The sequence below is a fragment of the Muriventricola aceti genome, from assembly GCF_025567565.1.
Lineage (GTDB): Bacteria > Bacillota > Clostridia > Oscillospirales > Oscillospiraceae > Lawsonibacter > Lawsonibacter aceti.
In genome coordinates this window covers 175,689-188,352 of record NZ_JAOQKF010000003.1, presented here as the reverse complement: position 1 = coordinate 188,352, position 12,664 = coordinate 175,689, and the positions used below count along the sequence as shown (strand labels likewise).

Here is a 12,664-nt window from a genome sequence, read left to right as displayed (position 1 = left end):
GCGCCTATTTTATCCCTTTTTCCGGAGCAAAAACGACAGCGCAAACCACACCGCCAGATAGAGAGTGATAGACGCTCCAGCGGAGGGACCCAGATGATAGGAAGTCATCAGGCCGGCCACGCCGGCCAGCACCGCTCCCAGCAGAGAAAACAGATGGTACTGCCTCATGTTCCGGGCCAGGTTCCGGGCCGCCGCCGCGGGCAGCACCAGCAGAGAATTGATGACCAGCAGGCCCACCCAGGTCATGGACAGGGTGACCACCACGGCGATGGCTACGGAAAACACCGTCTCCTGCCAGAACACCTGAATCCCCCGGCTGTCTGCCAGGGCCGGGTGAACAGCGGACAGCATCAGCTTGTTGAAGGACAGCAGCCACAGTGCCAGCACCAGCAGCAGAATACCCGCCAGAACCCCAATCATGGCCGGCTCCACCGACAGGATGTCGCCGATAAGCAGGCTGTTGAACTTGGTGAAGGACCGGCCGTTCATTGTGGACAGGAAGATACCCAGCGCCACGGCGGTGGAAGAGAACACCCCGATGACCGTATCGCTGGCCAGAGCGGACCGGCGGCGGACCAGGTTGAACAGCAGGGCGAAAACCACCGCAAAGATCACCGCCGCCAGCGTGGGGCGGTCGAAGCCACAAATGGCTCCGATGGCCATGCCGGTGAAGGCGGAATGGCCCAGGGCGTCGGAGAAAAAGGACATCCGGCTGTGGACCACCATAGTGGACAGGATACCGAACAGGGGCGTGATGACCAGCACGGCCAGCAGGGCGTGCTTCATAAAGTACATCTGCCCAGGCTGGGCCCAGTCAAAGGGCAGGACCGACAGGAGAGAATACCAAAGCTCCATCAGCGCTCTCCCCCTCTCCCCATCCGCAGATGGAAGGTGTCATAGAATTCCGGAGAGGACAGCACCTCGTCCGGCGGACCCGCCCGCAGCATTCTCTTATTCAGCAAAATGACCTTGTCCGCGAACTGGCCCAGGGTGGCGAAGTCATGGGTGGACAGGAAGATGGACAAATCATATTGGGTTCTTAGCTCATCCAGCATCTCCAGCAATTGGTGCTCCCCCTCAATATCCACGCCGGACAGGGGCTCGTCCAGAATCAGAATGTGAGGCACTGGCTCCAGGGCCAGGGCCAGCAGCACCCGCTGGAGCTGGCCACCGGACAGGGCCCCCATGGGCCGGTCCAGTAAGTCCTCCCCATGGACCCGGGCCAAGATGGCCGCCGCCCGGTCCCGGTATTCCCGCGGGATAGGGAGAAAAACCGGCCACTTAGAGGTTGCGGCGGTAAAGAAGTCTAAAACTGACACCGGGTCCCCCCGGTCAAAGCTGGGAGACTGGGGCACATAGCCCACCAGTGGCCGGGTGCCCCCAGCCGCCGCTCCGTCGGCCAGCCGGATGGCGGGGCCGCCCGCCGGGGAGAAGGTAATACTCCCTTTATAGGGGGTCTGCCCTAAAATGCTTCGAAAAAGGGTGGATTTGCCAGCGCCATTTGGTCCGATCAAAGCCACGATCTCCCCACAGTGTAGGTGGAAGGACACATCCTCCAGGATCTGGTCCCCCTCCATGCTGACGGACAGGCCCTCCAGTTTCAGGCAGCAGGAGTCGGCGCAGCCACCGGATAATTTTCCATGCTTGAACTTTCTCATCCCAGAGCCTCCCTCACCGTCTCTAGATCTCCCTTCAGCCGGGAGATGTATTGCTCCATGATCTTCTCCAGTCCCCAGTCCTGGGGCACGTCGTCACCGCTCATCAGCATATCCAGCATCCAGACCTGACAGCCCGTCTCCCGTCCGATAGCGTTGGCGGTGGCGTCAGAGCCGTTGACCTCGGTAAAGATTGCCGGAATATCATGCTCCCGCACCAGCTGGGAGATCTCCACAATCTCCTTGGCGGAGGCCTCGCTGCCCGCCTCCTCCTCGATGGCAGCCAGCAGCTCCAGATCAAAGGCCCTGGCAAAATATTGGAACCCGTCGTGGAAGGTAATCAGTTCCCGGTGGGTCAACCCACCACCGTCCCGCCCCTGGTATGTATCCAGCAGCTCTCTCTCCACCAAGTCAGCGGCCAGCCCAGTATTGGTCCGGAGCAGAGGCTCCCACTCCGGCATAATTTGAACAAGTCCCTCTACTAGATTGTCCAACATGGTGGGCACGCTGGCAGGGTCCATCCAGTAGTGGGGGTCATAATGGCCGTGATCATGGTCCTCGTCCCCTTCCTTGTGGTCGTGGGAGAGATTTTCCAGCAGCTCTGCTCCAGCGGAGCAGTCCACCACCTCCGCGTCCGAGGTGGCTAGGGCATCGGACAAAAAGTCCTCCAGCCCCGCCCCGTTCAGGGCAATCAGGTCGGCTCTCTCCAGCTTTTTCATGTCCGCCATGGACAGGGTGTAATCGTGGAGGCAGCTGGCGCTTCCTGTGTCCAGCCGCTCTACCACTACCCCCTCCGTCCCATCGGTCACCGCCTGCGCAAACAGATAGATGGGATATGTGGTGGCCACCACAGTCACTCTTTCCTTTTCTTCCTGGGCCGCACATCCAACTGCGGGCAGGAGCAAGGCCAGCAGCAGGAAAGCTAAAATAATCTTTTTCATGGAAACCCCTTTTGAAAAAATTGAACCCCCAGGCCGCGCCTGCGGCGCATGGGGTATCTGGAACTGATTTAGTATATCGCAGTTTCCTCTGTTTGTAAAGGAAGGCTGTCCGCTTACTGGCGGACAGCCTTCCTTTTCATTAAAATATTCCGGGGACGAACAGGGCCAGCACCCAACCCAGGGCCAGCGACAGGCCGTTGGCAGCCAGCGCATAGGCGGCGAGTTGTTTCCCCCGCCCCTTCCCACCGGGCATGAGGCCGAGATAGGCCCCTCCTTCTGCCAGCACCACCCCCAGCTCCATCAACAGATAGGGTAGGAACAGGAACATGGTGCCATTCTTATAGGCGTACCAGTTTAGTCCCAGGTTCAGCGCGCCCTGGGTAAGCAGGTTGACAACCAGAATCAGCGCCATCTGCCCCCCGCTCCGCAGATGGAACAGCCAGGCCACCCCCAACTCCGCCCCAACCGTCAGCACCACCCGGACGGCCAAGGAAACCAGCTCCTTGGTGTAGTCATAGCTCCGAGCCGCCGTTGGGAGCCGGACCGCCCCGCCAGGCTCCAACTCCGCCCCGGACAGATCCAGATGGTAGTAGCTGTCAAAGGCGTACTGCTCGCAGGTCTGGCTAAGAACGACGGCATTCTCCCCCGGAAACCACAGCGCTATCTGGAACTGGTCCGGCGGGTAGTAGGTCCAGGCAAACGCTCCATCGGAGGCGTCCCACACCTCCTGAAGGAAAAACCAGTCCCTCCTCTCCTCCTCATACTCGGCGAAGGCAGCCCATGCGGGATACTCCGGATCAAGCTGGGTATACCGTGGCAAGATATGCTGGTTTTTTACCCACTGCCCCCTCTCACTTTCCCGCCACAGAGAGCTGTGTGGGCCGGTGGAGGAACGGGCAGACAGCAGGGTGGCCCAACAAGCCCGCCCCTCCAGTCCCTCGATTGTAACATTTACTGACGGCTTGGGCCCCGTGTCCCCGTAGACGGGCAGAGCCATGGCGGACAACATCAGAAGCAGGCAGGCCAATCTGATCAGCGTCTTTTTTCTCATGTCATTTCCCTCCCAATCATCCATGTCCCCGCCACTCCCGGCGGTACATTTCTACTGGTATAGACGGAAAAACACGCTTCTCATGACAGGTCCGGGGCCATCCTCATTTAATTCTTGCGCTGGTCCACATAGCGGCAGGCAGCCAGACCAGCCACAGCCCCGTCGCCCACGGCAGTAGTCAGCTGGCGGACCTCCTTCGCCCGACAGTCACCGGCGGCGAAAACCCCAGGCAGGCTTGTAGCGCAGTCCTCATGGACCACAAAATAGCCTCTGTCGTCCGTCATGACCAGGTTGGCAAATATCTCGTTCCGGGGCTCCTGACCCACGGCCACAAAAAGGCCGTCAACCTTCAGCTCCTCCTCTGTCCCCCTCTTCCGGTCAGCCAGCCGCAGGCCGGTCAGCTCCCCGTTGGCTTGTAACAGACTGGTCACCTGGCTGGACAGGCGGAAGTCCACATTGTCACGGCCGCGGAGCTGGTCCACCAGCCGCTGTTCCCCCCGGAACAGGTCCCTTCGGTGGATGACCGTCACTTGGGCGCACCGCTGGGACAGAAAGAGGGCCTCCTGGAGGGCCGCGTCACCGCCGCCCACCACCGCCACCGGACGCCCCTGGTAAAAGGCCCCGTCACACACCGCGCAGTAAGACAGGCCAGCCCCCACCAGGTCGGCCTCCCCGGCCAGTCCCAGCTTCCGGTGGCTCACCCCAGTGGCCAGCACCAGGGCCAGGCACTCCTCCGTTCCTCCGTCCGTTGTCAGCTCAATAACCTCTCCTCTGGTGCGCATGGCGGACACGCCCTCCATCCGCAGCTGCGCCCCCTGCTCCCGGACCTGCCGGGCCAGCTGGTCGGCAAAGTCGCCGCCCCTCATGCCGGGCAGCCCCGGATAGTTCTCCACCAGGGGGGCATAGGCGATCTGACCGCCCAAAGTCTCCTGCTCCAGGACCAGGACCGACTTGCCCGCCCGGGCAGCATACAGGGCGGCAGTCAGACCGGCGGGCCCGCCGCCCACAACGATAATATCATACATATCAAAGCACCTCTTCCTGTCAGGTCGTGGAAGGAAAAACAGCCCCGGAATCCGGGGCTGTTTTTATGATACACGAGTTTGTCCTCCAGCGCAAGGGTCATCCTACACTGGCGGGCCGATTCTCCTGGATAAACTGGCGGATGGGCCCTAGGCCAACCACCTTGGCCGGGCCGCCCTGTCCCTCAAAGACTAAGGTTGGGGCCTGGCGGACGCTGTATCGAGTGGTCAGGTCGGGATTTTCCTCTGCCAGCACCTTCCGGTAGGGGATGCCCGCCTTCTGTAACTGTTCCTCCGCCTGACGGCAGTTGGGGCAGGTCCGTGTGGCGAAGAGCATCAGTTCCTCCGCGGGAACAGGCCGGGCCGCATGGTCCTCCACCGTCACTTGGCTGCCGGCGATGCCCGCCCGACGCAGAGAGGAGCGGCTAATGTCGTACACCTTTCGGTCCTTGAACTCCTGACTCTTGCCGTCGTTCCAGTTCTTCACCGGGCGGTAGTAGCCAGTAATACGGCTGTACACCTCGGCCTCCTTGCCACAGTGGGGACAGACGTGCTGCTCCCCTGCCAGATAGCCGTGGTCGGCGCAGACCGAGTAGGTGGGGGACATGGTGTAATAGGGCAGCTTATAATTCTCCGCAATCTTCCGCACCAGGGCGGCAGCCGCCTTCCAGTCGGGCAGCTTCTCCCCCAGGAAGGCGTGGAACACAGTACCTGAGGTATAGAGGGTCTGGAGCTCGTCCTGGACATCCAGGGCGGAGAAGATATCCTCGGTGTAGCCCACGGGCAGATGGGAGGAGTTGGTGTAGTAGGGGGTCCCGTTCTCATTGGCGGTGATGATGTCGGGGAACTGGGCCTTGTCGTGCTTGGCGAAGCGGTAGGTGGTGGACTCGGCGGGGGTGGCCTCCAGGTTATAGAGGTCGCCGTACTTCTCCTGATAGTCGCTTAAACGCTCCCTCATATGGTTGAGCACGTCCTTGGCAAAGGCCTGGGTCTCCTTGTGGGTCAGGTCAGCCTGGAGCCACTTGGCGTTGAGCCCCACCTCGTTCATGCCAATCAGGCCAATGGTGGAGAAATGGTTATCAAAGCTCCCAAGATAACGCTTTGTATAGGGATACAGCCCCGCATCCAGCAGCTTAGTGATAACGGTGCGCTTGGTCTTCAGCGATCTGGCCGCCACGTCCATCAGGTGGTCCAGTCGCTTGTAGAAATCCTCTTCACTCTCCGCCAGATAGGCGATGCGGGGCAGGTTGATGGTGACCACGCCCACAGAGCCGGTGGACTCGCCGGAGCCGAAGAAGCCGCCGGACTTTTTCCGCAGCTCCCGCAGGTCCAGCCGCAGGCGGCAGCACATGGAGCGCACGTCGGAGGGCTCCATATCGGAGTTGATGTAATTGGAGAAATAGGGGGTGCCGTACTTGGCGGTCATCTCAAAGAGAAGCTTGTTGTTCTCCGTTTCGCTCCAGTCAAAGTCACGGGTGATGGAGTAGGTGGGGATGGGATACTGGAAGCCCCGGCCGTTGGCGTCCCCTTCGATCATGATCTCGATGAAGGCCTTGTTGACCATATTCATCTCTTTTTTACAGTCGCCGTAAGTAAAGTCCATCTCCTTCCCACCCACGATGGCGGGCAGGTTCTCCAGGTCCTTGGGCACCGTCCAGTCCAGGGTGATGTTGGAGAAGGGGGCCTGAGTCCCCCAGCGGGATGGGGTGTTCACGCCGTAGACAAAGGACTGGATGCACTGCTTGACCTCCTTCTGGGTCAGGTTGTCCACCTTGACAAAGGGGGCCAGATAGGTGTCGAAGGAGGAAAATGCCTGGGCCCCAGCCCACTCATTCTGCATGATGCCCAGGAAGTTGACCATCTGGTTGCACAGGGTAGACAGGTGGCTAGCGGGGGAGGAGGTGATCTTACCCGGAATACCGCCCAGCCCCTCCTGGATGAGCTGCTTCAGAGACCAACCGGCGCAGTAGCCGGTGAGCATGGACAGGTCGTGGATGTGGATCTCGGCGTTCCGGTGGGCGTCAGCGATCTCCTGGTCATAGATCTCACTGAGCCAGTAGTTTGCCGTAATAGCCCCGGAGTTGGACAGAATCAGACCGCCCACGGAGTAGGTGACGGTGGAATTCTCCTTCACCCGCCAGTCGTTGATCTGCAGATAGTCGTCCACCAGGTCCTTGTAGTTCAGCAGGGCGGAGTTGACATTGCGCACCTTCTCCCGCTGCTTGCGGTACAGAATATAGGCCTTGGCCACATCGGCGTAGCCCGCCTCAGACAGCACCCGCTCCACACTGTCCTGGATATCCTCTACGGCGATCCGGCCGTCCTTGATCTTGGGCTCAAAATCGGCGGTGACCCGCAGGGCCAGCATATCGATCACACTGGGGTGATACTGCTTCTCCATGGCCTCAAAGGCTTTGGTAATGGCGGCGGATATCTTGTTGAGCTCAAAGCTGGCGGCGGTGCCGTCCCGTTTTGTCACCTGGTACATCAGAAGTCCCTCCACATTTCTTTCTATGACAAAGCCGGCCTCTCCCGGCGTTTCAGCGCCTTTTTACTATACCACCGGCTGGAGCGGCCGTCAATATATAGTTTCAAATATTTTCAACAAACACAATATCTTGTTGCTATATACAAAAAGGCGAGGGCAACTTTTGGTCACCCTCGCCAAAGCCCTCTCATTCCAGCCCCCGCAGGCTCACCTCGTCCACATAAGGGCGAACCAGGGCGGCGAAGCCCTCCAGCTCCTCTCGGGAGCAGGGGTGGAGGCCCGGCTGGAGTACGGTGTCCCGGTCCGCGAAGGACTGGAGGAAGTACCTCCTGGTGCCGGACAGCCAGGGGCCGATGGCCCGGAAGGAGTCCCGGTTGTGAAACTCCCGTACCACGGTGGTCCGAAATTCATAGTCCACCGCCCCAGACAGCAGATAGGACACGCTGTCCCGGACAGACGCCAGCTCCAGGCCGTACACCCCCGCTGTTTCCCCGTACCGCTCCGGGCTGTTCTTCACGTCCATGGCCACATAGTCCACCAGCCCCTCCTCCACCAGCCGGCGCAGCCGGTCCGGATGGGTGCCGTTGGTATCCACCTTGACCCGAAAGCCCAGCTCCTTGATCTCGCCCAGCAGTAGGGGCAGGTCGGGGCGCAGCAAGGGCTCCCCCCCTGTGACGCACACCCCGTCCAACAGGCCCTTTCGTCTGTTCAGGAAGGCCAGAAGCCCCTGGTCGTCTGTTTCTGGGGGACAAGTGCCGGTAACCAGCTCGCCGTTATGACAGAAGGGGCAGCGGAAATCGCAGCCGCTCAAAAAGACGGTGCAGGCCACTTTGCCGGGATAGTCCAGCAGCGTCATTTTTTGCAGTCCGTGTATCTCCATGGCTTATACCTCCTCTCTCTCCGTACGGGCCAGCTCCTGGGGGCTGTCGGCGGGCCGACGGCGGACCGTCAGCCTATCCAGGTACCGCTGGTCCTCTTCCTCCCCCTCCGGTCCGGGACGGTGTTCTAAAAGTGTCTGCTGGAGCCGGTCCAGCTGCCCTTCGTCCAACACGGGGTGGCAGACGCTCCCCATAGTCTGCGGCTGTGTGTTGGCCAGCCAGGGGTTGCGGTACAGCTCATGGAGGGCGTCTATTCCCCGGCCCTCGCCGGCCTGGGCCAGCAGGACCTCTATATCCTGGTCGGTCACCCGGAAATGGAGATTGCCCTGGTCGTCCAGATAGCCGGTTTGGGCACATTGGCCCAGAGAGCGGGGAAAACCTCTCAGCGGGATATAGAGCCGGTCTCCCCTGCCCTCCGCCAGCTGCTGTGCCGTCCAATCCCGGCTGTTCTCCAGCAGGTCAAGGATCTGTTTGCGCAGGTCAGGTCTCCGGTGGAGCAGGGGAGAAAAAATCTCAGAGGGCTCCCCGGTGTAGTAGTCCAGCGCCTCCGTCTCGCCCCCCTGCCAGCATACGAAGTAGTAGGGAGTAAAATACTGCTCCAAAGGCTCTCCGCTATTGAGGACCACCCGGCTCACCCGCTGGGGCAGATTGCGCTCGATCCGCTCCTGGCCGGACCAGGGGTCCAGGATGCGCCGCTTCAGAGCCTCCTCCTCCAATACCACCCGCTCGTCGAACATGTCCAGTGGCAGTCCGTCCCGGAAGGGTACCTTGGCTCCCTCCTCATGGTGGAGGGAAATGTAGAGGTCCTGGCTGTTATAGGGGATCAGCCGGGTACCGGGCTGATACTCCCGCGTCAGGGGAATCAGCCCCAGGGCGTCCACATAGAGCCGCCGCAGCGACCGGGCCGGGTATATCTTCCTACCTCTTTGGATGGACTTGGCGCACAGCTGGGTGTATTCCAACCCCTGGGGTCCTTCTACGATGTGACCCTGGGTTATCAGCGCGGAGTAGAAGCTCTTGGCCATCTCCACTCCCTCCAGCCCAAGCAGGCGGAGCAAATCGTCCCGGTCCTTCAACCGCTGGCTGGGGGCGCACTCCATCACCGCCCGGTCCATAAATTCCTCCAGCACAGACCAATCGCTCTCCAACTCCTCTACCAGCTCCAAAGGCAGTCCATAGACCGGGTGGTACACCTTGGCGAAGCAGGCCACCGGCCGTACGGCGGCCAGACCGCTCAATATCTCATTGACCCGGCGGGGCCGGTTATTCTTCCTTGCCATGGGACACCTCCAGCCGCTGATAGACGCCGTTCTGCCGGCAGTAGTCCAGCAGAGCGGAGAAATACTCCCGGGGGTAGCGGCTCCCCTGGAAGGGGGGCTTTTTGGCCCGGGTCTGGGTCAGGGTCTCGCTGTCCCCCACCATGACCAGCAGCCGCTTGGCACGGGTCATGGTCACGTTCAAGCGGCGGACCTCGCTCTCAAAGCCAATGCCGTGCTGGGGAGAGGAGCGGACAAAGCAGTAGAAGATGATCTCCTTGTCTCTCCCCTGAAAGGAGTCCACCGTGGCGATGTCGATCCGGTCCAGGATCTCCTGGGCGTGGAGCTTGTCACCTTCGCACAGCTCCCGGGCGAGGGCAGGGAGTAAGAATTTGCGGATGCGGCCAATCTGCTTCTTATAGGGGGTGATGATACCCACCGAGCGGTAGTTCAGCTCCACGTCAAACTCCCGGCTGCCGTCAAAATCCTTGACCACATAGGGCAGCTGTTTGAGTATCTTGACGGTTTCATCCACCAGGATCCTAGCTTCACAGTCGTTATACACTCCCTCGCCTCCCTCCGCCATGGTCTCCCCCTTGTCGGTCAGGCCGATGGTATCCAGAAAGCGGATGGGGGCTTCGCCCCCCCGAAGGGGCAGGACACGGTACTCATCCAGGCACCCGGTTTGGTAGGTCCCGTGATAGAACTGGTCCGAGATGTACCGCGCGATGGAGCTGTGCATCCGGAACTGGGTATCCAGCATAACTTTATTTGCCTCCGGCGCCCGCTCGAACAGTTCCTCAAAGAGGCTGACGGAATAGTATCGGTCCAGGCCCTCCTCCTGCTGGAAGCGTTCGTCCTCCTCCATGCGCCGGATCAGGTCGCTGTCTGACACAGGGGGCAACTGAAGGTGGTCTCCGATGAGGATGACCTTCCTGGCCTTGGCCATGGGGACGATTACGTCGTGGAGGGTAATCTGGCCCGACTCATCCACGATGGCAACGTCGTACTCCAGCTTTTTAAAGTTCCGGTCCGTTTCGCTGGAAATACAGGTGGCCCCGATGACCTTCACCTGGGCAAACAGGGCGTCCTCCAGTTCCTCGCAGCGGTTTTGCAGCTCCCGCTCCCACTGGCTCAACAGTTGGAGACGGGCTCTCCAGGTCCGCTCCTTGGCCTGGAGATCAGCCAACTCCCGGAGGATATCAGTCGCCAACTGGCCCACATCCACATCCCGGCTCCCCATGCCGTGCTCCACACAGTACCGGGCCAGCAGCTCTCGGGCAAAGGCCAGCCGCTCCTCGGTATGCTCCAGTTCCTGCTCCCACTCCTTCGTCCGTTTAGAGCGGAACAGGGCCAGCAGCTTCATCCACAGGCGCTGTCCCATCAGCCTTCGGCGCTCCTCCAGCAGCTCCTGATAGCGTCCGGCGCTCTGGGCACAGTCCTGGAGGGCAGAGATCTGTGGGGCAAGCTCTGTCAGCTCCTCCTCCAGCCTGGCCCGCTGGCGACCGCTGTTTCGGAGCACGTTTCGCTGCATGGTCAGCAGCTTCCGGTTGGTCCATACCTCCCGGACTACGGGGACCTGGATTTTCTCCTCGTCAGTGGTCAGGCGGACGCAGTCCACCTGCTTCTCCACCAGCTTTTCCAACACATTGTCCACCGCTAGATTGTTCTTGGAACTGATCAGCACCCGCATCCCCCGGTCTACAAACAGGCGGACCATCTCGATAATAATGGTGGTCTTTCCTGTGCCGGGCGGTCCCTGGACCAGCAGGAAATCCTTAGTGGCCACTGCCAGGTCTACCGCCCGTTTTTGGGCGGGGTTTCCTTTTCTGGCCACCTGCTCCACCGGCCCCATGGGGGCATACCGCCCTTCCAGCAGGATGTCCAGAATAGAGCGGTTCACCGCCTTGTCCTCCGCCAGAGTCTGGAAGGCGCTCTTCTGGATGGCGTAGCCGATATTGGGCCGGCTGAACAAAGTGCCCTCCTTCGGCAGGGCGTCCAGGGTACACTCCCGCCGCTGGGGCAGCTTGACCCATACCGCTGGACGCTGGCTTTCATACCGGACGATGGTCCCAGTGCGCCGGCTGTTCTCTCCCGGCTCCTCACCCAGGCCGCACAGCACCACGCCCTGTCCCTCCAGCTCCTGACCGCTCTGGGAAGAAGGCTCGGCCAGCAGGAAGCAGTAGGTGCCGCCCTCGGCGTTGAACTGGTCCGTGCTCTCGATACCCCGGTAGGACAGCCGGATGGCCTTCTCCTGCTCCAAAGCCGCCTCGGCGTCGATCAGGTCACAGTGAAGGGTACAGTAATCCACCCGTTTCTGCCGCTCCTCTTCGGGCCGCTGTTCCTCCTCCCGTTCCAACTCCACCTGGCCCAACAGGCAGAAGTAGCTGTCCACCCGGCTAATGAACTGCTCCACATAGGCCAGCTCCACGCCGGACTGCCCCTTCCTGGCCAGAGATATTTTTTTATTGTGCCGGAAGCGGGCAGTCCGCCCTAACATATTCACCGTATCCAGGGTGGTCTTTCTGTGCCGGAAATGGATGGTAGCGTAGTAGTTGCCGCTGGAAACAAATTTTTTCCACTGCAGCTCAAAGACACAGTTAGCGGAATAGAGGAGGTATTGGGCATATTGCTCCGTAATCTTTCCTGGCTGAATCCACAAGTAGTCGTTCAGAGCCAGCTCCTCTTTGACCAGCCGCTCCAGCTCCCCGTTGGGGATGGTCCTCCGCTCCATCTGCTCCGACGGAAAGAACAGCGGAGTGGGGCCGGTCAGGTCCAGGCCCTCGGCCAGCTCCGCCCGTAGGGTGGCCGCCTGCCGCCCGTCCACAGGAGGTGTCAGCCCAGTTGGACAGCCAGCCACCTGCACCCCCGTCTGGCGGGCCGGAGGATTGCCCAGAGGGTATCCCAGATCACGTTCGGCCTGTACGGTCCTTTCCGTAGCTTCTCCGCCAATCCGGATTCCATTGGCCGCCTTTCCGGTCCCCACAGAGGCTCTGCCCCTCTCCTCCAGCCAGGCAGCGCCTCCATCGGCCCAGCGGAGCAAGGCCCATATCTTTTCCCGAAAGATCCATAGTCCAGCAGGGATCAGAGGCAGAAAGAATTTTACATACTCGACCAGCCTCCACAGCAGGAAGCCTGCCGTCAGACACAGCAGCAGCCGGACAGTCATCGTCCGCAGCAATATTCCCTGCCTGTGTTCCTGGAGAAACACCAGGCTCCGGCTGCTGATACAGGCACTGACTCTCTCCGCGGCCAGAAAAAGCAGTCCGGTCCCGATCGGCCCTGACTCTATTATGATGTCGTAAAGAACATCACACAAAAACAACCATATCCCAATGGCAAGAAAGACCCATATCAAAGAAACCATACCGCC

9 protein-coding genes are annotated in these 12,664 nt (G+C 60.7%); all 9 read right to left on the bottom strand.

Annotated features, from left to right (window positions below):
* Positions 1-9: 9 nt before the first annotated feature.
* The gene (locus tag OCV64_RS04985; RefSeq protein WP_240288874.1) at positions 10-858 is read right to left on the bottom strand and encodes a metal ABC transporter permease; all 849 of its coding nucleotides are present in this window, start codon (positions 856-858) and stop codon (positions 10-12) included.
* Positions 855-1,658, bottom strand: coding sequence for a metal ABC transporter ATP-binding protein (locus tag OCV64_RS04980; protein WP_186852202.1), 804 nt, complete (start codon positions 1,656-1,658; stop codon positions 855-857). Before OCV64_RS04980 ends, OCV64_RS04985 begins: the two co-directional genes overlap by 4 nt.
* Positions 1,655-2,596 carry a metal ABC transporter substrate-binding protein gene (locus OCV64_RS04975; RefSeq protein ID WP_262669472.1) on the bottom strand — a complete coding sequence of 314 codons (942 nt, stop codon included), beginning with the start codon at positions 2,594-2,596 and terminating at the stop codon, positions 1,655-1,657. The genes OCV64_RS04980 and OCV64_RS04975 overlap by 4 nt, the downstream gene beginning before the upstream one ends.
* 139 nt (positions 2,597-2,735) lie before the next feature.
* Positions 2,736-3,647, bottom strand: a complete 912-nt coding sequence (locus OCV64_RS04970) for a hypothetical protein (RefSeq protein ID WP_262669471.1) — start codon at positions 3,645-3,647, stop codon at positions 2,736-2,738.
* 107 nt (positions 3,648-3,754) lie between these two features.
* Positions 3,755-4,672, bottom strand: coding sequence for an NAD(P)/FAD-dependent oxidoreductase (locus OCV64_RS04965; RefSeq protein WP_186852205.1), 918 nt, complete (start codon positions 4,670-4,672; stop codon positions 3,755-3,757).
* 97 nt (positions 4,673-4,769) lie between these two features.
* Positions 4,770-7,157, bottom strand: coding sequence for a ribonucleoside triphosphate reductase (locus OCV64_RS04960; protein ID WP_262669470.1), 2,388 nt, complete (start codon positions 7,155-7,157; stop codon positions 4,770-4,772).
* A 187-nt stretch (positions 7,158-7,344) separates the two neighbouring features.
* Positions 7,345-8,037, bottom strand: a complete 693-nt coding sequence (locus OCV64_RS04955; RefSeq protein WP_262669469.1) for an anaerobic ribonucleoside-triphosphate reductase activating protein — start codon at positions 8,035-8,037, stop codon at positions 7,345-7,347.
* Positions 8,038-8,040: 3 nt separating this feature from the next.
* Positions 8,041-9,315 carry a hypothetical protein gene (locus OCV64_RS04950; protein WP_262669468.1) on the bottom strand — a complete coding sequence of 425 codons (1,275 nt, stop codon included), beginning with the start codon at positions 9,313-9,315 and terminating at the stop codon, positions 8,041-8,043.
* Entirely contained in the window at positions 9,299-12,658 is a 3,360-nt protein-coding gene (locus tag OCV64_RS04945) for an AAA domain-containing protein (protein ID WP_262669467.1), read from the bottom strand. The genes OCV64_RS04950 and OCV64_RS04945 overlap by 17 nt, the downstream gene beginning before the upstream one ends.
* Positions 12,659-12,664: the final 6 nt, after the last annotated feature.